Origin of the sequence: Flavobacterium crocinum, from assembly GCF_003122385.1 — a bacterium.
GTDB classification, from domain to species: Bacteria; Bacteroidota; Bacteroidia; order Flavobacteriales; family Flavobacteriaceae; genus Flavobacterium; species Flavobacterium crocinum.
This window is the reverse complement of sequence record NZ_CP029255.1, coordinates 1,722,194-1,744,488: the sequence shown is the minus strand read 5'-3', so window position 1 is coordinate 1,744,488 and position 22,295 is coordinate 1,722,194. Positions and strand designations below refer to the sequence as shown.

Sequence of the window (22,295 nt, the reverse complement as noted above, 5' to 3'; positions counted from 1 at the left end):
TCAAAACGGGATTTTTTGTTTAATTTTCATCCTCAAATTCAAAACCTCACAAAATGAAGAAACTAATTCTTGTCGCTTTATTTCTGACAGCAATTGCCTGCCAGAAAAAAGAGCAAACAGAAAAAACAGTTGCAGTTACAGACGAACATAGCTACTCCAAACCAGAACTTGCTGTTGTAAAACACCTTGATCTTGATATTAAAGTTGATTTTGACACACAGACCATTTCAGGAAAAGCGTCCTGGACAATAGACAATATCAGTAAAGGAAACGAAATTATTTTCGACGAAAACACTTTAAATATCACCAAAGTAACTTTAGGTAACGATGAAAAAGAAACCAAATTCGAGCTTGGTGCAGCCACTGAATTTCATGGAAAACCGCTTCATATTGCAATCGAACCAAATACAACGAAAGTAAACATTTACTACAACACTACTAAAGATGCGATTGCCTTACAATGGTTAAAACCAGAACAAACAGCAGACAAAAAGAAACCATTTTTATTTTCTCAGGGAGAAAGCGTTTGGTCTCGTACCTGGATTCCTTGCCAGGATTCGCCGGGAATTCGTTTTACTTATAATGCAAAAGTTACGGTTCCTAAAGATTTATTAGCGGTTATGAGTGCTGTAAATCCGCAGAAGAAAAATGATACTGGTATTTACACTTTCAAACAAGACAAAGCAATTCCTTCTTATTTAATGGCAATTGCTGTTGGTGATATCGAATTTCAAGCCATTGACAACAGAACCGGCGTTTATGCAGAGCCATCTGTTTTAAAAAGTGCAGCTTACGAATTTGCTGAATTAGGAAAAATGGTAAATGCAGCAGAAAAACTTTACGGCCCTTACCGTTGGGGACGTTATGATGTTTTGGTTTTACCTCCAAGTTTCCCTTATGGCGGAATGGAGAATCCAAACTTGACTTTCTTAACTCCGGGAGTAATCGCTGGAGATCGTTCGTTAACAAGCTTGTTAGCACATGAATTAGGACACAGCTGGAGCGGAAACTTAGTTACAAACGCAACTTGGGATGATATTTGGCTAAACGAAGGTTTTACAACTTATGTTGAACACAGAATTGGTGAAGCAATCTTTGGAAAGAAAGAATTTGACATGCAAAACGTTATCACCAACAAAGAATTGACTGATAATGTTGCAGAATACGGAGACACAAATCCAGATACGAGATTAAAAGTTAGCTTGACAGGAAGAAATCCTGACGACGGAATCAGTCAAATCCCTTATGTAAAAGGATATGCTTTTTTAAGAGTTATTGAAAATGCTGTTGGACGCGATAGATTCGATCCGTTTATTAAGAATTATTTCGATTCTCACGCTTTCCAATCGATCACTACAGAAGATTTTGTAAAGTATTTAAACGAAAATCTTATAAAAGGAGATAAAGCCTTAGCCGATAAAATCCAATTAGACAACTGGATTTACAAACCAGGAATTCCATCAAATATCCTTCCGGTAAGTTCTGCAGAATTTGATGCTATTGACGCCATTCAAAAAAGCTGGAGAGAAACTGGCGTTGCAGGTTTAAGCAAAAAAATCACCACAACTGCGGAAAAACAACATTTTATAGATCATCTTCCATCTGATATTACAGCAAAAGAAATGGAAGCAATTGATAAAGAATTCAATTTTACAAAAGGTGGAAACTTCATTATCAAACGCCAATGGTTTGTACAGGCAATTCGTCATAAATATAAAGCTGCTGATCCTGCAATTGAACAATTTTTGATTGGAATCAGCAGAACAGGTTCTGTTATGATGCTTTATAAAGAGATGGCTAAAACTCCGGAAGGAAAAGTTTGGGCTAAACAGGTTTTTGATAAAGCAAAGTCCGGTTATCATGCAACGACTATTCAGGCTGTTGAAGGGGTTTTGAAGTAAGTTTTTCTAGAATATAATTTTAAAAATAGGTTGTTCCTAAGGAACAACCTATTTTTTTACGACTTATTTGTCATTTCGAGAAACGAGAAATCGCACTAGAAATTCCGCAATGAGAATCGACAATCTTTATGGAGCTACTTGCGGAGATCCTTCCTTCGTCAGGATGACAAACTAGACGGGATAGAACTTTTCTCAATCTTGTCATTCCGAGGAACGAGGAATCACACTAGAAATTCCGCAATGAGAATCGACAATCTTTATGGAGCTACTTGCGGAGATCCTTCCTTCGTCAGGATGATAAACTAGACGAAAATACTCTTTTGAAACCGAGTGCCCTAGCCCAGATTGAAGTGGAAAGCCCGGAGCGCAAAACTCTAATTTTCTTGCCAGAAAACAGCGACCAACGGAAGCTCGTTTTATGGTTTAGAAAATTAGAGTTTTGTGCGAGGACTTGAAACGGAAAGCTGGATTAGCTCCTGAAAAAAACTCAGGGAAAATTATCCATCACATAGCGTACATTCTCCATGTTTTAAAATCTGCAATCGTCGCAACTTTGTAATGTCAAAAGACAACAACTAATAATAACATTAAAAATTAAATACGATGGCACGATTAACAGCATTAAACCCAGAAGAAGCAACAGGAAAAACTAAAGATTTATTCAACGCAGTTCAGGCAAAATTAGGCGTTGTACCAAACATGATGAGAACAATGGGAAATTCTCCGGCAGTTTTGGAAGGATATTTAAATTTAAGCGGCGCATTAAGCCATGGAAAATTAAGTGCAAAAACAGGTGAATTAATTGCATTAGCAGTTTCAGAAAGCAACTCGTGTGATTACTGTTTGGCAGCGCACACTTTTATTGGAGAAAAATTAATAAAAGCAGATCCGGCAGTTTTACACGCAGCAAGATCAGGAAATTCTACAGATGCTAAAACTGAAGCGATTTTACAATTGGCTAAAACATTAATAAGCAAAGGCGGTTTAGTAAATGATGAAGATGTGAATAAAGCCAAAAATGCAGGGGTTTCTGATGCTGAAATTGCAGAAACTATTGGTCATGTAGCTTTAAATGTTTTAACAAACTATTTCAACAACGTAGCAAACACAGAAATTGATTTCCCAACTGTTTAATCAAAAGTGGCACAATCATTATAACAAAAAACAATTTATAAAGATAGTTGTGAATTTATTTCATAACTATCTTTATGCTTTCAAAAATGAAACTGAATATGAGCTCTCAAAATGTTTTTACTTTAATAAATCCGCAGAATGGTAATTTGGCTTTCAAAATTCTTCCTTTTGATAACAACAGTCATTTTGATCATTTACAGCGAAATAATTATTATTCTTTAATCTGGGTAACCAAAGGAAAAGGCAAAGTAAAAGCCGATTTTGCTGAACATCATTTTGAAGAAAACTCTCTTCTCGCCTTTTCACCTTATCAGCCCTTTATGCTTTGTGTGAGCGAACCAATTGAAGGAATCGCGATTCATTTTCATCCTGATTTTTATTGTATTCACATGCATCAAAAAGAGGTTTCGTGTAATGGCGTTTTATTCAACAATATCTATCAGCCACCGTATGTTCAGGTTACAGAACAAGCGGAGCAAACTTTTAATATGGTTATTGATCAAATGAAAGCCGAAATCCAAAATGCTGAATTGGCACAATATGAATTGTTGATTTCGTATTTAAAGATCTTTTTAATTACCGCTTCGAGATTAAAAACAGAACAATTGGAAGAAATGAAATCGGTTCCGGATTCTAAAGAACCTGTTATTCTTCAAAACCTGAAAGATGCAATTGAATTGAATTTCAAAACCAAACATTCAGCTGGAAATTATGCTGATTTACTAAATATTTCTCCAAAAGCATTAGCAAAAATATCAAAGAATTATTTCAATAAAACCTTAACCGATTTAATTTCGGAAAGAATCATTATTGAAGCTAAAAGAGAATTATATATGACTAACAAAACGGTAAAAGAAATTGCGCATGAATTGGGTTATGACGACGAACATTATTTCAGCCGTTTCTTTAAAACCAATGCAGATGTTTCTCCTCAAATGTATCGTGAAACTGTTGGTTTTGGTAAAATGGAAGCTTAATTTTTGTTCTTAGCTTCAATCCATTTTGACATATACATGGTGCTTTTGAAAGCATGATGCTGCAGCAGATTTCCCATAAAATTATGTAAACGATGTCTCTCAGAATTTATTAAAAGTGAATTTACCAACGAAATCAGCTGAGCGGAATATTTGCTTTTTTGATAGCATTCGTTAATGATTGTAATTCCTTTTTTCTGAGCTTGTTTCCAAAGATTTTCATCCTGATACAGAGCAATTGCTTTTTTAGAAAATTCCTCGGGATTATCTTCAATAAAACCGTTCCAAGGCAAATTTGCGTGCATGGATTCGGAACCAATTGTTGTGGTCGCACTTGGCGTTCCGCATTGCATGGCTTCTAATAATTTTCCTTTTAAACCCGCTCCAAAGCGAATTGGTGCGAGAACAATTCTTGATTTTTTTACAATTTCGTTCGCATCTCCCGCCCTTCCCATGATAAAAAAACCATTTTTCGGCTGATGCAATTGCAATACTTTTTGCGATGGATAGGCACCGTAAACTTCTAAAACTGCTTCTGGAAAATCTTTTTTTATGAATGGCCAAATAGCTTCTTTTAAATATTGAACGGTATTCCAATTGGGTTCATGAAGAAAATTTCCGATGAAAACAAAATTTTTACGTTCTTCAAAAGATGGTAATTTCTGCAATTCTTCTTCATTCATTTTATCTACTAAAAAAGGAAGGTAAAACAGTAAATCTTCATTGATTTTGAAAACATTTTTTAGAATATCCATTTCAAATTCAGAAATCATCAGTGATACATCGCAACGCAAAATGCTGGCGATTTCTCGTTTTGCAACTTCTTCAGACAATAAATCCGGAAGTTCAAAATTTCTATTTTCTTTAAACGCTTTTTGTCTTGCTGTTCGCAGACAATGCAAATCTTCAGTGTCTAAAATTCGAATTGCTTTCGGACAGTTTTCAATCACTCTCCATCCAAATTGTTCCTCGATCATAAATCGATCAAACAAAACAACATCAGGATTTAATCCTGCAATAAAATCATCAAAACTCGAAGAATTAAGTTCTATACTTTTTTTCTCAACTCCAAATTCAGCTAAATCAATCATAAAATCACTGTCTTGAGCTGCGCTTGCAAAAGTAATTTCGAATCCTTTTTCTTTAAAAATCGAAATCAACTGCATCATTCTTCCGCCTGCTGCAGAAGACTTTGGCTCAGGCCAGACAAACCCAATAATTAAAAGTTTTTTTAGCTGATTCATTGTAATTGGTTTCATCTTACAAAATAATGCTTTTTTCCGCGGATTTGCACCCAATTTCCTGAAATTCGGTCGTAAAAAAACACTAATTTTGCAAAATCTAAATGCCTGGAAATTATGTTAGGATTAAAATTAGCTACAGACCCTCGCTGGGTAAATATTGTGGAATCAAATATCGAAGAAATTTTAACGGATCACGCCTGGTGCGAACAAAAAGCGGCTTCAAACGCGATTAGCATTGTGACTTACAATTCTGAAATAGAAGAATTGGTAACCGAAATGCTTGTAATTGCTCGAGAAGAACTGGAGCACTTTCAGATGGTTCATGATATCATAAAACAACGCGGACTTACTTTAGGCCGTGAAAGAAAAGATCATTACGTAAATGAGCTTTTTAAATTCATGAAAAAAGACGGAAGTCGACGCGATGCGTTATCTGACCGTTTATTATTTTCTGCTATGATTGAAGCCAGAAGCTGCGAGCGTTTTAAAGTGCTTTCTGAAAATATACAAGATCCCGAATTAGCTAAATTTTATCGTGATTTAATGATTTCTGAAGCCGGACATTATACCACTTTTCTAGGATTCGCCAGAAAATATCAGGACAATATTGACATTGATAAAAGATGGAAAGAATGGATTGAATATGAAGGTTCTATTATTACCAATTATGGTAAAAGCGAAACCGTTCACGGATAAATTATACTCGTTTTTTTGACGTCATTTCACACTTTAACACCCACAATTCGTTATGCAAAAAAGTAAATCCAGATCAATCGTATTTAAAATTGCGAAGTATTTCGGAATCGCTTTCGCTGTTCTTTTAGGATTACTATTTTTAACGCCTATCGTTTTTGAAGATCAGATTAAGGAACAAATTAAGAAAACGGCTAACGAGAGATTAAGCGCAGAGCTTAATTATTCTGATGTTTCAGTTTCATTTTTTCGTCATTTCCCTTCATTAACGCTTACATTAGACAATTTAAGTCTAAACGGTTCAGCTCCGTATAAAAACGAAAAATTTATTACGGCAAAAGAGGTTTCTTTTGGAATTAACGTTGCTAGTTTGATTTTCAGTAAATCGGTAAAAATTGATCAGATTTATTTGTCTGATTCTTTTATCAATGTAAAAGTGAATCCAAACGGAGAAGCGAATTACAACATTTACAAATCGCAGGAACAAGCTTCAAACCCTAAAGACAGTAGCGATACTGCATTAAAATTAGAGCGAATTGAAATCTTAAACAGTAAAATTGTTTACGATGACAAATCTACAAAAGTTCATTTTGATGCTTTTGGATTTAATTATTTAGGAAAAGGCGATTTAAACAAAGCCGTTTTTGATTTGTATTCTAAAGCCAAAATCGAAAAATTAAATATCGTTTATGAAGATGAGCCGTATTTAATGAACAAAAAGATTGATGCCGATTTGATTACTAAAGTAAACATCAACTCGCTTTCGTTCTTTTTCCAGCAGAATAACCTAAAAATCAATCAGCTTTTGGTCGATTTTAAAGGGAAATTTGACATTTTAAAAGATGGTTACAACATGGATTTTGTAATTAAATCTGACAACAGCAAGTTGTACGACGTTTTTACTGCTTTTCCTCCAAAATACATTACCTGGCTGGCTCAAACTGAATTAAAAGGAAACACTAATCTTCTTTTTACTCTGAAAGGCAAATATATCACATCACAAAATATAGCGCCAGATCTTAATCTAGATGTAAAAATAAACGATGGTTTTGTCAATTATAACAAAAGCGCTTTTCCGGTTTCCAACCTTAATTTAGACATCAAAACTAAAGTTCCGTCTTTAAATCCGGACTTAGTAATTGTTGATGCTCAAAATTTATCTTTAAACATTAATCAGGATTATTTGAAATCGAAGTTTATGGTTAAAGGTGTAAACACTCCCGATATTAACGGAGATTTTAAAGCTAAAATTGATCTTGAAAAACTAGTAAACGCACTTGGAATTCCTGATATTAAACTTAAAGGATCTTTAGTAAGCGATATCAAAACAAACGGAGTATTTGACCAGAAAAACAAACGTTTTCCGGCAACAAACGGTACAATTAATCTGGAAAATGGTTATTTAAAAACACCATATTACCCAAATCCAATTACGAATATTACCATCAAATCTAAAATTGAGAATCAAAAAGGAACTTTTCAGGATTTGAAGGTAAACCTAAAACCAACTCAATTTACTTTTGAAGGAAAACCTGTTTTTGTGGAAGCTGACTTAAGCAATTTTGATGATTTGACTTATGATGTAAAAGCAAAAGGCGAATTGGACGTTAATAAAATCTATAAAGTTTTCTCTCAAAAAGGACTTGATTTAGATGGTTTTATAAAAGCTGATTTGGTTTTAAAAGGAAAACAAAGCGATGCTGAAAAAGGAAATTACAGCAAATTGCACAACAAAGGAACTCTTGAATTGAGAAACATCGGAATTGCCTCAGAATTTCTTCCAAAGAAATTCATAATTAAAGAAGGGATTTTCAAAATTAATAACGATAAAATGTCTTTCAATAATTTCTTGGCCGCTTACGGGCAGTCTGATTTTAAAATGAATGGTTATTTGCAGAATGTCATTAATTATGTTACCACAAATACAGGTGTTTTAAGAGGTTCTTTTAAAGTTTCGGCACGATATATCAACATTGATGAATTTATGTCTAACGCGCCGGAAAGCACACCGGTAACACAGACAGAAAAAGCTGCTCCTAAAAAAGAAACAGCAACAAATGAAACTGGTGTAATTGTAATTCCAACCAACTTAGATTTACAGTTACTGGCAAATGCTCAAAAAGTTAATTTTGAAAAACTAACCTTAAACAATGCAGTCGGAAACTTAAAGATGAAACAAGGAAAGCTGACAATGCAAAATACAGGTTTTGATTTAATTGGCTGTAAAGTGGATATGACAGCCAATTATCAGGCTGTAACAACCAAAAAAGCCAATTTTGATTATGCCATAAAAGCTAATGATTTTGACATTAAAAGAGCTTACAATGAAATCGAAGTTTTCAGAAAAATGGCTAGCGCTGCAGAAAAAGCACAAGGAATTGTTTCTTTAGATTATAAACTAAAAGGACGTTTAAACTCAAACATGGAACCGGTTTATCCTTCACTTGTGGGAGGCGGAACGCTTTCTGTAAAAGATGTAAAAGTTCGTGGTCTGAAAATGTTCAATGCTGTAAGCAAACAAACCAATTCAGAATCTATGAAGAATCCGGATCTGTCTAAAGTTGACATTAAAACTACAGTTAAAAACAACATCATTACTGTAGATCGCTTTAAATTTAAATTTGCAGGATTTAGACCAAGAATTGAAGGCACAACAAGTCTGGACGGAAAACTGAACTTAAAAATGCGCTTAGGACTTCCTCCTTTTGGAATTTTCGGAATTCCATTAACTGTTACAGGAACTCAGGACAATCCTAAAGTAAAAGTAGGACGCAAAACTGAAGATTTAGAAGAGACTAAAGATACTGAGAATTAAATTCCAAATATTTGAAGTACCAAATTCCAAATCTCTACATAATTAACAATTCTAGACCTTTGTCAAAGTTTTGAACTTTGACAAAGGTTTTCTTTTAAAGATAAATTAAACCGTAAAAAATTGTTTAGAAACAAGCAAAATTCCTTTCCCTAAAACCCACAATAAAGCTGCAAGTCCCAACAATTTCCAAGCCCAAGAATTCCCTCTTTTCCAGCTTGAAAAGAAAGAGAAAATCTCCAGATATTTTAGAATTATAAAGAAACAGCTTCCAATTAACGAAAACCAGATTATTTCGTTTGAATGTATCTGATAACTATATAAAAAAGTCAAAACGAGAAAAAGAACGATAACAAACTGTAAGTAATAATAGTTACCTAAATTATACTTATGATTCTCTTTTGAGGATAAAATCAAAAATGAAAAAATCTCCAAACTTATGAATGCGGCAATAACATTATAAAAAACAGCATTCCCTTGTAAAATCAAAACAACCGTCAAAATAAGCGCTATCACTGTACATGCTCCAAGAGAATTTATACTTCTTGCCCTGTAACCTTCATTCTTAAAAGGAAACAAAACCGGATAAATATACTTTTCTACAAAACGCCAAAAAGGTAATGCATATACAAAGGCAATTCCTGATATCACAATTTCATAATTATAAAAAATATCAGCAGGAACTTTATACAAAACATAAGAAAGAGCCAATGTTACCAACACAGCCGGCAGACATATTGTTTTGATGGTTTCCCAGGGATCTTTTCCCCAGAAATTACTTTCGATCTCAAAAATATATTTTTTTACCCAATATTCTTTGGTAAACAAAGCTGTAGACTGACTCCACAACAAGAACAATCCTAAATGAATGATTACGGTTCGTAATACAAAATCTTCAATCGTAACGGCATAAAAAACACAAGCAATGCCTAGCGCCAACAATTCACAAGTCAGCAACAAAGGAGAAAATAAATACCTTAAGAGAGGCTCTAAACGCTTCAAAAGGAATCCAATTAACAAACTCCAGTATTTTTTAAAAAGGGCAATAACAGCGCAAATCGCAATAAAGGCAGATAGATAAAACATCCAATTGGTAAACAATTGTGTTTGCATCCAAATTTGAACTGCAGAGTTTTTTTGAGGTTTATAAACAACAGTAGAATTTTCAAAAATCTGCTGTGCTAATTCGTCTCTTGTTTTAGCATCAAGTTCTGAAAACTGATTTTTGTTTTCCTTCCAAAACTGATCTGTTTTACAACCATTCCTTTTTAAAACTTCAAATTCATATAAAACATTTTTTTGTTTTTCATTCAATGAACTCAAATGACTTACAATATTTTCTGAAGATGTTTCTGCATAAGCACTAAAGCAGCACAACAAAAACAATAATAAGATCTTTTTCAAACTTTTTTATTTAAGAAGCAAAACAAATGTAAGTTTTAAAGTCTTATGAAAATCATTAAAAACAAAAAACCCGATCTTTTCAGAACGGGTTTTTTATAAAAAGTAAATCTTTGTGATTATTATGCCTCGAATGGGATAATAGAAACATAAGATTTGTTATCTCTTTTCTTTTGGAACTTAACAACTCCAGCAACTCTTGCGTGAAGAGTGTGATCTTTACTAATGTAAACGTTTTCACCTGGATTGTGTTTTGAACCTCTTTGTCTAACGATGATGTTTCCAGCAATAGCAGCTTGTCCACCATAAATCTTAACGCCTAGACGTTTTGATTCTGATTCTCTACCATTCTTCGAACTACCGACACCTTTCTTGTGAGCCATGACGTATGAGTTTAAATATTGTTATTATTCTTTAGTAGCTTCTTTTTTTGCTTTTGGAGCTGCTTTTTTTGCTTTTGGAGCTTCTACTTCTTCAGTAGCTGCTTCTTCTGCTACAACTGCTTTTTTAGCTGCTGCTTTTTTAGTTCCTCCTGCTGCAGAAATACCTTCAATTACAATTTGTGTAAGATATTGTCTGTGACCATTTCTTTTTTTGTATCCTTTTCTTCTTTTCTTTTTGAAAACGATAACTTTATCACCTTTTAAGTGTTGTAACACTTTAGCTTCTACTGAAGCACCTTCTATAGCTGGGGCGCCTAAAGTTACATTTCCGTTATCATCTAATAAAAGAACTTTGTCAAAAGTAACTTTTGAACCTTCTTCGTTAGCTAAACGGTGAACATAAACCTTTAAGTCTTTGCTTACTTTAAATTGTTGCCCTGCTATCTCTACGATTGCATACATATCAAATTGATTTATTGAATTTTAAGGTTGCAAATATACAACTAATAATTTACTATGCAACCCGTAGAAGCAAAAATATTTTATTCATAAAAAACGCTGTATATCAAGCCGTTTTAAATTAAAAATTCATTTTATTTAAAGTAAAAGATTGTTAAAATATCATCTAATTACAAACAAAACTGGAATTGATAATTAAAAAAAACTATTTTTGATGTAACTAAAATCAACTCTGGTCTACCTACTCTTGTTTGATATATAAAATTATTAATCTTTATGAAAAAATCAATAATGATGTTAAGTGCTGCATTAATGCTTGGCGGAGTAGCTCATGCTCAAAAAGTAGCTTTTGAAGAATATAATTTAGATAATGGATTGCATGTTATTCTGCACAATGATCCTTCTGCTCCTGTTGTCATTACATCAGTAATGTATCATGTTGGATCAAAAGACGAACGTCCTGACAGAACGGGATTCGCACATTTCTTTGAACACTTATTATTTGAAGGAACACAAAATATCAAACGTGGTGAGTGGATGAAAATCGTTACCGCAAACGGAGGTGTTAATAATGCCAACACATCTGACGACAGAACGTATTACTACGAAGTTTTCCCTTCTAACAGTCTGGAACTTGGATTATGGATGGAATCTGAAAGATTAATGCATCCTATTATCAATAAGGTTGGTGTAGATACTCAAAATGAAGTTGTAAAAGAAGAAAAAAGAATGCGTTATGATAATCAGCCGTATGGAAATATTCTGGCGGAGGTTAAGAAAAACATGTTCAAAAATCACCCTTACAGATGGACAACTATTGGGTCTATGAAAGACCTGGACGCAGCAACTCTTGAAGAATTCCAGGCTTTTAATAAAAAGTTCTACACTCCAAACAATGCTGTTTTAGTTGTTGCCGGAGATTTCGAAAAAACAAAAACAAAAGAATGGATTCAGAAATACTTCGGGCCAATTCCGAGAGGCGAAGAAGTTAAAAAACAAACTTTTACCGAAGAGCCAATCACACAGACCATTAAAGCTACTTACGAAGATCCCAACATTCAGATACCAATGATTGTGGCTTCGTACAGAACACCTTCAATGAAAACCAGAGATGCTCGTGTTTTAGATTTAATTTCTTCTTATTTAAGCGATGGGAAAAGTTCTAAACTTTACAAAAAAATCGTTGACGACAAAAAAATGGCACTACAAATTGGAGCTGTTGGATTTAGTCAGGAAGATTATGGAACCTACATTTTATACGGTTTACCAATGGCACCCAACACAACCGCTGATATCTTAAAAGAAATAGACGAAGAAATTGTAAAAATCCAAACCGATCTTATTTCTGAAAAAGATTATGAAAAACTACAAAACAAATTCGATAATAATTATGTGAATGCTAACGCAAGTGTTGAAGGAATTGCAGAAAACCTGGCTTCTTATTATCTCTTATATGGTGATGTAAATTTAATTAATACAGAAATCGACATTTATCATTCTATAACAAGAGAAGAAATTAGAGAAGTTGCCAGAAAATATTTGAATCCAAATCAGCGCTTAATTTTAGATTATATTCCGACGCCTAAATCTCAAAACTAAGAATATCGAATCATGAAAAAAATATATACTTTTTTAATCTTTTTATTCCTAACTGGAATTATGCAAGCACAAGATCGTCCACAACCCAAACCAGGAAACGCCCCAGTAGTCAACATCAAAAAACCGCAGACTTTTGTTTTGGCAAACGGCATGAAAGTTTTGATTGTTGAAAATCATAAATTACCAAGAGTAAGTTTCACACTTACCTTAGATAATCCACCATTTACTGAAGGCAATAAAAAAGGTGTTGATGAATTGACCAGCAGCTTAATCGGAAATGGAACTAAAAAAACAACCAAAGAAGCTTTTAATGAAGAAATTGACTTTTACGGAGCCAGTATCAACTTTACTTCTCAGGGTGCTTATGCCAGTGCATTGTCTAAATATTCCGGACGAGTTTTAGAGCTTTTGGCAGAAGGTGCTTTACAGCCAAATTTCACTCAAACTGAATTTGACAAAGAAAAAGCAAAACTACTCGAAGGACTTAAAGCAGACGAAAAAAGCGTTCCTGCAATTTCAAACCGTGTTGTTGATGTTTTAGCATTTGGAAAAAACCATCCAAACGGAGAATATCTTTCTGAAGAAACAGTAAAAAACGTAACATTAGAAGATGTTCAAAACAACTATAACATTCATTTTGTTCCTGAAAATGCTTATTTAGTGGTTATTGGCGACATTAAATTTAAAGAAGCAAAATCAGCAGTTGAAAAACTATTCAGCAAATGGAAAAAACAAAGCGTAACAAAAAATTCCTATCCTGACCCTGCTAACCCATCAAAATTACAAATTGATTTTGTAGATGTTCCAAATGCAGTTCAGTCTGAAATTTCATTGGTAAATACTGTGAATTTAAAAATGAGCGATCCTGATTTCTTCCCCGCAGTTATTGCAAATCAAATTTTAGGAGGCGACTTCAACAGTTATTTAAACATGAATTTACGCGAGCAACATGCCTGGACATACGGTGCAAGCTCAAGCATTGGAAGCGGAAAATATGTAACTAAATTTAAAGCTAATTCAGCCGTTAGAAATACCGTTACAGATAGTGCAGTTGTTCAGTTTATTAAAGAAATTAAAAGAATCCGCACCGAAAGAGTCGATCCTGAAGTTTTAAGAAATGTAAAAGCTGGTTATATTGGAAGATTTGTAATGCAGGTTGAAAAACCACAGGCTGTTGCCCGTTATGCATTAAACATTGAAACAGAAAAACTACCAGCTGATTTCTACGAAAAATACATTCAGACCATCAATAATGTTACTGCCGATGATATTTACCGTGTTGCCAATAAATACTTTTTACTGGACAACATGCGAATTGTAATTGTAGGAAAAGGTTCTGATGTTCTTACCGCTCTGGAAAAACTTCAAATTCCGATATCCTATTTTGACAAATACGGAAATCCTGTTGAAAAACCTTCAACTAAAAAAGAAGCTCCGAAAGATATTACAGCCAAAACTGTTTTCGAAAATTACATCAAAGCAATTGGAGGAGAAAAAGCGGTTACAGCAGTAAAAACTCTTTATATGAATGGATCAACAACTATTCCGCAGGCTCCCACTCCACTAACTTTTGTTTCGAAATTAGATGCTAAAGGTAAAATGATGGTTTCACTTTCTATGGGAACTATGAATTTGATGAAACAGGTTGTAAACGGCAAAACTGCATACATCGAACAACAAGGTCAAAGAAAAAATCTTGAAGGTGATGATTTAGTAGAAATGAAAGCAAGTGCCGCTCCTTTTGAAGAATTACAACTTGCAAAAAGAACTGACCTGAAAGTAGAGGGAATTGAACCTGTTAACGGAAGTGATGCCTACGTTATCAAAGACGGCAAAACAACTTATTATTATGATGTTAAATCCGGTTTAAAAACAGCGGAATCAAAAGTTCGCGAACAAGGCGGAAAATCAGCAACTCAAATCACTAATTTCAATGATTATAAAGAAGTAAAAGGCGTCAAAGTTCCTTTTAATTTAGTTCAGAATGTTGGTTTTGAATTAGATATCAAAATGTCTGATATTAAAATTAATGAAGGTGTTTCTGATGCAGATTTTCTTTAAAGATACTGAGACGCTAAGGTTCTGAGACACTAAGATGCTAAGTTTTTTTCTCATAGGCTTTGTCAAAGTTTAAAACTTTGACAAAGCTTTTTTTATTAACAATGTACCTTCGTCCCCATAACTCATAACCTAAAACTCATAACTTCAAATCATTTCTTAGCCGACAAATAAACCCCAATCAAAATAATAAATGCACCTACCGACTGAATTGGCGTCAACATTTCATTATCTAATAATCCCCAGAAAAAAGCAACGATTGGAATCAAATACGTTACCGATGTTGCGAAAACCGGAGATGACATCTGAATCAGTTTAAAGAAAAGAATATTAGCTATACCGGTTCCTAAAACTCCCAAAATCATTACAAAAAATATCGAATGTTGCGTTTCTGCAAAATGTATTTTCTGACTGATTCCAGTTGTACTTAAAATGATTAATGAAGGCAGAAAAAGCACCGCAAAGTTTCCGGTTGTAATGCTTATCGAATTTAAGTCATGTAAATATTTTTTAATAAGATTTACGTTTATGGCGTAACTAAGTGTAGCGATAACAACCAACAACACATACAAATAATTTTGAGTTCCGCCAGCAGAATCTCCACTTAAAACCAATAGTAAACAACCAACAAGACCGATAAAAACTCCTAAAACCTGTCTTTTCTGAAACTGAATTCCAAAAACTATTATTCCTAAAATTAATGTATTTAAAGGCGTTAGCGAATTTAAAATTGCCACAATCGAACTATTTACTTTGGTTTCGGCGATAGCAAAAAGATAAGCCGGCATAAAAGTCCCAAAAAATGAAGTTATAGCAACATACTTCCATTGACGGCGGGAAATTTTTCTTAAACTATTAAACCCAAAAATCAATAAAAACAATGCGGCAAAAATGATTCGGAAGGAACCAACCTGAATGGCAGTCAAACCAATTAATCCCTTTTTTATTAGAATAAAAGAACTTCCCCAAATAAGAGAAAGAATCCCTAAGTACAGCCATTTTAACTGTTTTGTATCCATAGATCAAGTTTTACTGCAAATTTGTAATTATTTTACGAACTAACGGCGCTCTTTTTATTAATTTTGCAACCAATTAATTAGCAATTTAAAATTTATATATAATGAAAATTTCAAAAATCTTAATCGCCGCAACAATCGCTGGTTTGGTATTCGTTGGCTGCAAAAAAGAAGAAGACAAAAGTCTTCAGGTTGTAAATGCAGAAAAAAGCGCTCCAAAAGAACATAAACCAATTGCTGCAGAAAATTTACAAACAGCAAGTTTTACAATCGACGGAATGACTTGTGCTGTTGGATGTGCTAAAACAATCGAAGAAGAATTAGCCAATCTTGACGGAGTTGAAAAAGCAACAGTTGATTTTGATAAAAAAACAGCAACAGTAAGTTTTGATAAAACCATCCAAAACTCAGAATCTTTAACAAAAGTGGTTCAGGAAACTGGAGATGGAAAAACATATAAAGTTTCGAATTTTAAATCTTAAATTTAAAATTCAACGAAATAAAAAACGGCTATTTCAATTTTTGAAACAGCCGTTTTTATTTTTATTCTACATTGTTCCGTTGGAACATTTCGTCGGTAGAAAATTATATTATCATCCAGATTTTACGTTCCGTAGGAACGTATGATTTTTAAATTGTTTTTTCTGAAAATTGCATGTCAAACGTTCCTATGGAACGTAAATACATCTGGTTATATTTTTCTTCTACCAACGAAACATTCCTACGGAATGAAAGTTCAAGATTAAAACATAAACAATTGCAATAAAAAAGGGCTATTTCAATTTTTAAAACAGCCCTTTTATTTTTTATTTCCATTTCAATGTTTCCATCAAACGCTGCATATCGTTCTTAACATAACTCGCGGCCGGCATAATCGAATCAAAATTTGGTTTTGCATAAAAATACATAGAACCAATTAAAAAGTGTTTTGTACTGTCGGTAACATAAAACTGAGAATTTGTAGCCGCATTTCCATCTACCTGATAAAACATACCATAAACTTTTTTCTGCTGATTTATATAAGGCTGTTCCAAAATATCATCAGCTTTTATAACATGCTCATAAGTTAACTTTTGAGCATCTCTCAACAATTTATCTATATTGCCATTTACTGGCTTATAGGTCAAATAAATAGTCGCTTTCATTTTTGGATAAGTAATAGCAAAACTGCATTCTTTTTCGCCTTTAATAATCGCATCCTCATTCATTTGAAAAGCAAACGGACAACTATTTTCAAAATTCACATATTTCGCTTCCGGATAATCCAATCGCAGAAAACTTGCCGGTTTGGGCAGAACATCATTTTTACAGCTTATAACCGTTAAACTAAGCAAAATTGCTGTTACTGAAAGTATTCTATTAAACATTTTTATTTATCGTTACCTTTATTTGTTTTACGCGCTTTTTGTCTACTGTTTCTACTGTAAAGACACAGTTTTCAAAAGGCACTTTTTGATCTTTTTTTGGAAAATTACCTAAAATTTCCAGAATAAATCCTGCCAGTGTTTCGGCTTCTCCTTTATGAGATTCAAAAACATCTTCGTCAACATCCACAATTCTGTAGAAATCTTTCAGGTTTATTTTCCCTTCAAAAAGAAAATTATTTTCATCTATTTGTGAGAAGTTCAGATTTTCATCATCAAACTCATCACTAATATCACCAACGATTTCTTCGATTACATCTTCCAAAGAAACCAATCCTGATGTTCCTCCGTATTCATCAACCACAATCGCCAAATGACTTTTTAAGCTCTGAAAATCTTTCAATAAATTATCGAGTTTTTTATTCTCAGGAACAAAAAAAGCTTCTCTAATTAAAGAAGTCCAGTCAAACTCTTCTTTATCAATATGAGGCAATAAATCTTTTACGAAAAGGACACCCTCAATCTGGTCAATATTATCTCTGTAAACTGGAATTCTAGAGAATCCTGTTTCTATTATTTTAGGGTAAATTTCAGCAAATGTTTCTGATATTTCCAATGCAAAAATATCAATTCTTGGACTCATTACCTGCTTTGTATCGGTATTTCCAAAAGAAACGATTCCTTCAAGTATCTTTTGTTCTTCTGTTGAAGTTCCTTCAGAATCGGTAAGCTCCAAAGCCTGAGAAAGTTGATTAACAGAAAAGTTACTTTTTTGCTTTCCTAATTTATTTTGAAAATAGATCGTTACAGCACGCATTGGCAAACTTATTGGCGAAAGCACTTTATCTAAAAACGCTAAAGGATAAGCGACTCTTTTTGCGAAACTTTTACTATTTCTGCTGGCATACACTTTCGGCAAAACCTCGCCAAATAACAAAATAAGGAAAGTAACTAAAATAACTTCCAAAGTAAATTTAAGCACCGCCGAATTTATGTCTTCAAAAATATTCTGTCCTATGTAAGCAAACAGAATTACAACACCTATGTTGAAAAAGTTATTTGCGACAAGCAGTGTTGCCAATAGTTTTTTAGGTTTATCTAATAAACTGGAAATAATTTTCCCTTTTGCCTGATGATCATTTAGAGTATCATCGATATCCTGTTGTGACAAAGAGAAGAGAGCGACTTCAGCACCTGAAACTATAGCTGAAAGAAATAACAATATAAATATGCCGACAAAACCAATAATTAAATTAGTGTCTAGATTTGTAGAAAAAAGTAAACTGGGCTCCGGGTCCAAATTGTATGAAATTAGTTAAACATCGCTTAGAAAGGCAAATCATTAATTGGAAGCCCTTCGCTAGCAGCATCAAAGTTAGTATTTTTTGTTGATTCTGCCTCCTGATTTTGTCTGGTATGAGCAGTTTCTTTTTTGGTAGTCAAAAAAGTAAACTCTGTCACCTGAATTTCTGTTGTGTACTTAGTAGTTCCGTCTTCTGCCTGCCATTGACGAGATTTAATCCTGCCTTCTACATATATTTTATCTCCTTTAGAAAGATATTTTTCGCAGATTTCCGCTGCTTTGTTTCTAACAACCAAATTATGCCATTCTGTGGAAGTTATTTTTTCATTGGTCGTTTTGTTGATATATACCTCATTGGTAGCCAGCTGAAAACGTCCGATGCAGTTTCCTCCATCAAAATAATGCATCTTCACATCATCGCCTAAATGGCCAATAAGCATCACTTTATTTAATGTTCCGTTCATAGTTTTTGGTGGTATTTCTACCAAAGATACATTTTTTTAGCAATTTATTTCCTGCTTTTCTATAAAATTATAAATCACAATAGGAAAAGGAAATGTTTTTAATTTTTCAGCATTGATTCCATTTTCAATTTTCTCTTTCACTTTAACTTTCCAAAATTGTATATGCAGATGTTGGTGCGAAAGTTTATGCACAACCGTAGCTTCACTGCATTCTTCTATACCTATAATAGTATATAATGGAAATAATTCTTCCCTCCCTCTTTTTGAAACCACATCAAAACCAACAACAGATTGTGTTTCCAAAAGTGGAAATTCATATAAATTATGCCAGATTCCTTTTTCTGTTCTTTTTTGAATTAAAGTATTTCCTAAAACATCTTCTAAAATCAGATAATTAAAATAACGATTAGTAACTTTTACTTTTTTAGATTTTACAGGAAGCTGACTCACCTTTCCTTTTTGCAAAGCCGCACAACTTTCGTTAAAATTACAATTTGTACAATCCGGACTTTTCGGTACACATTGCAAAGCACCAAACTCCATTATGGCCTGATTAAATACTGCCGGATTATCTTTAGGCATAATTTCATTTGCCAAAGCAGTAAACTCTTTTTTAGCAGACGGAAGAGCGATATCAGTTTCTACATCAAAGTATCGCGACAATACGCGAAAAACATTTCCGTCAACCACAGGAACCGATTCATTATAAGAAAAAGAAGCAATTGCTGCAGCGGTATATTCTCCGACACCTTTAAGTTTTAAAAGTTCTTTATAAGAATCCGGAAAAACTCCCTTTAGGTCATAGGCAATATATTGAGCTGTTTTATGAAGATTTCGAGCCCTTGAATAGTACCCTAAACCCTGCCAAAGTTTCAAAACTTTTTCTTCTGGTGCATCAGCCAAATCTTTCACGGTAGGAAATTCCTTGGTAAATGCAAAAAAATATGGCATTCCCTGCGCAACTCTTGTCTGCTGAAGCATAATTTCTGAGAGCCAAATTTGGTACGGATCGACCGTTTTTCGCCATGGTAAATCACGCTTGTTTTGTAAATACCATTTTATCAATATGTTAGAAAAATCCATTCGAAAATACTTAGAATACAAAAGTAAATGTTTATGTAATTAAAATTTAACGAATTAGCTTGATTAATTATTTTTTTAATTCCTATATTTGCAAACTCAAAAAAATAGTACACCATTTATAAAATAAAATAGGAAAGAAAATGACGAAAGCAGATATCGTAGCGAAGATTTCAGAGAAACTAGGTCTTGAAAAAGGAGACGTTCAAGCAACAGTAGAAACTTTTATGGAAGAAGTTAAGACTTCTTTAGAAACTGGAGACAATGTTTACCTAAGAGGTTTTGGTAGTTTTATCGTTAAAACTAGAGCTGAAAAAACTGGAAGAAACATTTCTAAAAACACTACAATTAAGATTCCAGCACACAACATTCCTGCGTTTAAACCTGCAAAAGTTTTTGTAGAAGGAGTTAAAACAAACAACGAAGCAAAATAATATTAATTAACATAAATCAGACACGATATGCCAAGTGGTAAAAAAAGAAAGAGACATAAGGTAGCTACTCACAAACGTAAGAAAAGAGCGAGAGCTAACCGCCACAAAAAGAAAAAGTAGTTTTAAACTACTTTTTTCTTTTTAAACGTTCATTGAAATTGAAAATTAGTATTCAGTCATCAGTTTTTAGCGTTCAGTCCACTGATTACTTAAAACTGCAAACTGCCAGCTAGTTTTCTCCGGGTTAATACCTGTTAAAAATATTGTTTAATCCATCCTTACAATTCAGTTATGAGTTATGAGTCATGAGTTATTGAGTTGCAAAACTTGAAACTTGAAACCTGAAACCTGAAACTAAAAGTCTGGATAAAAATTTACAGTGTGAATAAAGAATTAATCATTAGATCTAGTTCTGAAGCAGTAGATTTTGCCTTATTAAAAGATGGAAAACTAATTGAATTACACAAAGAAGAAGAAAAAAGCAACTTTCAGGTTGGTGATATTTTTATTGCCAAAATCAGAAAACCAGTTGCAGGACTTAATGCTGCTTTTGTGAATGTAGGCTTTGAAAAAGATGCCTTTTTACATTATCACGATTTGGGTCCAAATCTAGCTTCTCAGCTGAAATTCATAAAACTTGTAAGCGCAGGTAAATTAAAAGATTTCTCCCTAAAAACCTTTCAGTTTGAAAAAGAGATTGACAAAGATGGCATCATTACTGATATTTTAAGTGCCAATCAATCTGTCTTAGTTCAAGTAGTTAAAGAACCTATATCAACCAAGGGCCCAAGAATAAGTGCTGAGCTTTCTCTTGCCGGAAGATTTATCGTTCTGGTTCCTTTTTCTGATCGTGTTTCTATTTCTCAAAAAATAGAAGACAAAAAAGAAAAGGATCGTCTAAAAAAACTTGTTCTATCGATCAAACCTAAAGGATTTGGTGTTATTGTTCGTACAGTAGCCGAAGGCAAAAACGTAGCCGAATTAGAAAAAGATTTGCAGAACCTGCTTGGCAGATGGTCTGCAATGTGTAAAAAATTACCAACTGCTCATCATCCATCAAAAGTATTAGGAGAGCTTAACAGAGCTTCTTCAATATTAAGAGATGTATTCAACGATACCTTCAGCGGTATTCAAATAGATGATGAAGAGTTGTACCATCAAACGAAGGAGTATTTGCAAGAAATTGCACCTTCCAAACAATCAATTGTCAAGTTTTATCAATCAAATGACACTCCGATTTTTGAGAAATACAATATAGAGAGACAAATCAAAACTTCATTTGGCCGAACTGTTTCCATGAGCAAAGGTGCTTACCTAATCATAGAACACACTGAAGCGCTGCACGTTATTGACGTAAACAGCGGGAACCGTTCCAACAAGGCGACCAACCAGGAAGACACAGCCATGGAAGTGAATATGATTGCTGCAGCAGAAATCGCCAGACAATTACGTCTGCGAGATATGGGCGGAATTATAGTTGTTGATTTTATCGATATGTCTAATCCTGAAAACAGGAAAGTTTTGTTCGACTTCTTGCGAGAAGAAATGAGCGACGATAAAGCAAAGCATAAAATATTACCGCCAAGTAAATTTGGACTTGTTCAGATTACAAGACAGCGCGTAAGACCAGAAGTTAATATTAAAACCAGAGAAGAAGATCCAAATAAAGTCAATGGCGAAATTGAAGCGCCAATATTAATAATTGACAAGATCACCTCTGATTTAGAAAGACTTTTAAAAACCCACAATAAAGTTGTACTAAACACACATCCGTTTGTGGCTGCATACCTCAGTAAAGGTTTTCCATCATTACGTTCAAAATGGTTTTTTGAACATAAAAAGTGGGTGAAAATCATACCTCGTGACGCTTACACGTACTTAGAATACCATTTCTACGATAAAAAAGGAAATGTTATTTCAGAATAAAAACAAAACCGCCTTTCGTGAGATTGGCGGTTTTTTTGTGTCTTTTTGTA

General features: G+C 33.6%; 19 protein-coding genes. 10 read left to right on the top strand and 9 right to left on the bottom strand.

Annotation, left to right across the window (positions count from 1 at the left end):
- The first annotated feature begins 53 nt into the window (after nt 1–53).
- The 3 genes from HYN56_RS08040 (at nt 54) to HYN56_RS08030 (ending at nt 4,012) form a co-directional block, all read left to right on the top strand.
- The gene (locus HYN56_RS08040) at nt 54–1,901 is read left to right on the top strand and encodes a hydrolase/aminopeptidase (protein WP_109191698.1); all 1,848 of its coding nucleotides are present in this window, start codon (nt 54–56) and stop codon (nt 1,899–1,901) included.
- 603 nt (nt 1,902–2,504) lie between these two features.
- Nucleotides 2,505–3,035: a carboxymuconolactone decarboxylase family protein gene (locus tag HYN56_RS08035; protein WP_109191697.1), complete on the top strand. Its 531-nt coding sequence runs from the start codon at nt 2,505–2,507 to the stop codon at nt 3,033–3,035.
- Nucleotides 3,036–3,121: 86 nt separating this feature from the next.
- A complete protein-coding gene (locus tag HYN56_RS08030) occupies nt 3,122–4,012 on the top strand; it encodes a helix-turn-helix domain-containing protein (protein WP_240622674.1) in 891 nt (296 codons plus the stop codon).
- Here the strand turns inward: HYN56_RS08030 and HYN56_RS08025 are convergent.
- Entirely contained in the window at nt 4,009–5,253 is a 1,245-nt protein-coding gene (locus HYN56_RS08025) for a glycosyltransferase (protein WP_109194750.1), read from the bottom strand. The two genes, HYN56_RS08030 and HYN56_RS08025, sit on opposite strands and share 4 nt — an antisense overlap.
- 114 nt (nt 5,254–5,367) lie before the next feature.
- On the opposite strand from HYN56_RS08025, the gene miaE reads away from it, so the two are divergent.
- Entirely contained in the window at nt 5,368–5,949 is a 582-nt protein-coding gene (gene miaE, locus HYN56_RS08020; RefSeq protein WP_109191696.1) for a tRNA-(ms[2]io[6]A)-hydroxylase, read from the top strand.
- A gap of 52 nt (nt 5,950–6,001) precedes the next feature.
- Nucleotides 6,002–8,761, top strand: a complete 2,760-nt coding sequence (locus tag HYN56_RS08015; protein ID WP_109191695.1) for an AsmA-like C-terminal region-containing protein — start codon at nt 6,002–6,004, stop codon at nt 8,759–8,761.
- 105 nt (nt 8,762–8,866) lie between these two features.
- Here HYN56_RS08015 and HYN56_RS08010 read toward each other — a convergent pair whose 3' ends face one another.
- From HYN56_RS08010 to rplU, 3 genes are all read right to left on the bottom strand, one after another.
- The gene (locus HYN56_RS08010) at nt 8,867–10,162 is read right to left on the bottom strand and encodes a hypothetical protein (RefSeq protein ID WP_240622673.1); all 1,296 of its coding nucleotides are present in this window, start codon (nt 10,160–10,162) and stop codon (nt 8,867–8,869) included.
- A 119-nt stretch (nt 10,163–10,281) separates the two neighbouring features.
- Nucleotides 10,282–10,542, bottom strand: a complete 261-nt coding sequence (gene rpmA / locus HYN56_RS08005; protein ID WP_012023622.1) for a 50S ribosomal protein L27 — start codon at nt 10,540–10,542, stop codon at nt 10,282–10,284.
- Nucleotides 10,543–10,566: 24 nt separating this feature from the next.
- Nucleotides 10,567–11,004, bottom strand: coding sequence for a 50S ribosomal protein L21 (gene rplU / locus HYN56_RS08000; protein WP_091493706.1), 438 nt, complete (start codon nt 11,002–11,004; stop codon nt 10,567–10,569).
- Between the two features lie 273 nt (nt 11,005–11,277).
- On the opposite strand from rplU, the gene HYN56_RS07995 reads away from it, so the two are divergent.
- Together HYN56_RS07995 and HYN56_RS07990 are read left to right on the top strand one after the other, a co-directional pair.
- Nucleotides 11,278–12,600 (top strand): M16 family metallopeptidase, encoded by a 1,323-nt coding sequence (locus HYN56_RS07995; RefSeq protein ID WP_109191693.1) that lies wholly within the window; start codon nt 11,278–11,280, stop codon nt 12,598–12,600.
- Between the two features lie 12 nt (nt 12,601–12,612).
- Nucleotides 12,613–14,661: an insulinase family protein gene (locus tag HYN56_RS07990; protein WP_205727650.1), complete on the top strand. Its 2,049-nt coding sequence runs from the start codon at nt 12,613–12,615 to the stop codon at nt 14,659–14,661.
- 149 nt (nt 14,662–14,810) lie between these two features.
- On the opposite strand, the gene HYN56_RS07985 is transcribed toward HYN56_RS07990, so the two are convergent.
- Complete coding sequence (locus HYN56_RS07985; RefSeq protein WP_109191691.1) at nt 14,811–15,677, bottom strand: DMT family transporter; 867 nt, start codon at nt 15,675–15,677, stop codon at nt 14,811–14,813.
- Nucleotides 15,678–15,778: 101 nt separating this feature from the next.
- On the opposite strand from HYN56_RS07985, the gene HYN56_RS07980 reads away from it, so the two are divergent.
- Nucleotides 15,779–16,156, top strand: a complete 378-nt coding sequence (locus tag HYN56_RS07980; RefSeq protein WP_109191690.1) for a heavy-metal-associated domain-containing protein — start codon at nt 15,779–15,781, stop codon at nt 16,154–16,156.
- Between the two features lie 324 nt (nt 16,157–16,480).
- Here the strand turns inward: HYN56_RS07980 and gldD are convergent, their stop codons facing one another.
- The 4 genes from gldD to mutY are packed head-to-tail and all read right to left on the bottom strand — an operon-like array spanning nt 16,481 to nt 19,888.
- Nucleotides 16,481–17,041: a gliding motility lipoprotein GldD gene (gldD, locus tag HYN56_RS07970; RefSeq protein ID WP_109191688.1), complete on the bottom strand. Its 561-nt coding sequence runs from the start codon at nt 17,039–17,041 to the stop codon at nt 16,481–16,483.
- Nucleotides 17,034–18,338 carry a gliding motility-associated protein GldE gene (locus HYN56_RS07965; protein WP_109191687.1) on the bottom strand — a complete coding sequence of 435 codons (1,305 nt, stop codon included), beginning with the start codon at nt 18,336–18,338 and terminating at the stop codon, nt 17,034–17,036. Before HYN56_RS07965 ends, gldD begins: the two co-directional genes overlap by 8 nt.
- Nucleotides 18,339–18,364: 26 nt before the next feature.
- Complete coding sequence (locus HYN56_RS07960; protein ID WP_109191686.1) at nt 18,365–18,805, bottom strand: single-stranded DNA-binding protein; 441 nt, start codon at nt 18,803–18,805, stop codon at nt 18,365–18,367.
- A 36-nt stretch (nt 18,806–18,841) separates the two neighbouring features.
- Complete coding sequence (gene mutY, locus HYN56_RS07955) at nt 18,842–19,888, bottom strand: A/G-specific adenine glycosylase (RefSeq protein ID WP_109191685.1); 1,047 nt, start codon at nt 19,886–19,888, stop codon at nt 18,842–18,844.
- 140 nt (nt 19,889–20,028) lie between these two features.
- On the opposite strand from mutY, the gene HYN56_RS07950 reads away from it, so the two are divergent.
- Together HYN56_RS07950 and HYN56_RS07945 are read left to right on the top strand one after the other, a co-directional pair.
- Nucleotides 20,029–20,319 (top strand): HU family DNA-binding protein, encoded by a 291-nt coding sequence (locus HYN56_RS07950; RefSeq protein WP_007805026.1) that lies wholly within the window; start codon nt 20,029–20,031, stop codon nt 20,317–20,319.
- 381 nt (nt 20,320–20,700) lie between these two features.
- Nucleotides 20,701–22,245, top strand: a complete 1,545-nt coding sequence (locus tag HYN56_RS07945) for an Rne/Rng family ribonuclease (RefSeq protein WP_109191684.1) — start codon at nt 20,701–20,703, stop codon at nt 22,243–22,245.
- Nucleotides 22,246–22,295 lie beyond the last annotated feature (50 nt).

Excerpts from the sequence above, each read along its gene's own strand:
- HYN56_RS08040 (WP_109191698.1), top strand. The coding sequence starts at position 54 with ATGAAGAAACTAATTCTTGTCGCTTTATTTCTGACAGCAATTGCCTGC.
- HYN56_RS08035 (WP_109191697.1), top strand. The coding sequence starts at position 2,505 with ATGGCACGATTAACAGCATTAAACCCAGAAGAAGCAACAGGAAAAACT.
- HYN56_RS08030 (WP_240622674.1), top strand. The coding sequence starts at position 3,122 with ATGAAACTGAATATGAGCTCTCAAAATGTTTTTACTTTAATAAATCCG.
- HYN56_RS08025 (WP_109194750.1), bottom strand. The coding sequence starts at position 5,253 with ATGAATCAGCTAAAAAAACTTTTAATTATTGGGTTTGTCTGGCCTGAG.
- miaE (WP_109191696.1), top strand. The coding sequence starts at position 5,368 with ATGTTAGGATTAAAATTAGCTACAGACCCTCGCTGGGTAAATATTGTG.
- HYN56_RS08015 (WP_109191695.1), top strand. The coding sequence starts at position 6,002 with ATGCAAAAAAGTAAATCCAGATCAATCGTATTTAAAATTGCGAAGTAT.
- rpmA (WP_012023622.1), bottom strand. The coding sequence starts at position 10,542 with ATGGCTCACAAGAAAGGTGTCGGTAGTTCGAAGAATGGTAGAGAATCA.
- rplU (WP_091493706.1), bottom strand. The coding sequence starts at position 11,004 with ATGTATGCAATCGTAGAGATAGCAGGGCAACAATTTAAAGTAAGCAAA.
- HYN56_RS07995 (WP_109191693.1), top strand. The coding sequence starts at position 11,278 with ATGAAAAAATCAATAATGATGTTAAGTGCTGCATTAATGCTTGGCGGA.
- HYN56_RS07990 (WP_205727650.1), top strand. The coding sequence starts at position 12,613 with ATGAAAAAAATATATACTTTTTTAATCTTTTTATTCCTAACTGGAATT.
- HYN56_RS07985 (WP_109191691.1), bottom strand. The coding sequence starts at position 15,677 with ATGGATACAAAACAGTTAAAATGGCTGTACTTAGGGATTCTTTCTCTT.
- HYN56_RS07980 (WP_109191690.1), top strand. The coding sequence starts at position 15,779 with ATGAAAATTTCAAAAATCTTAATCGCCGCAACAATCGCTGGTTTGGTA.
- gldD (WP_109191688.1), bottom strand. The coding sequence starts at position 17,041 with ATGTTTAATAGAATACTTTCAGTAACAGCAATTTTGCTTAGTTTAACG.
- HYN56_RS07960 (WP_109191686.1), bottom strand. The coding sequence starts at position 18,805 with ATGAACGGAACATTAAATAAAGTGATGCTTATTGGCCATTTAGGCGAT.
- mutY (WP_109191685.1), bottom strand. The coding sequence starts at position 19,888 with ATGGATTTTTCTAACATATTGATAAAATGGTATTTACAAAACAAGCGT.
- HYN56_RS07950 (WP_007805026.1), top strand. The coding sequence starts at position 20,029 with ATGACGAAAGCAGATATCGTAGCGAAGATTTCAGAGAAACTAGGTCTT.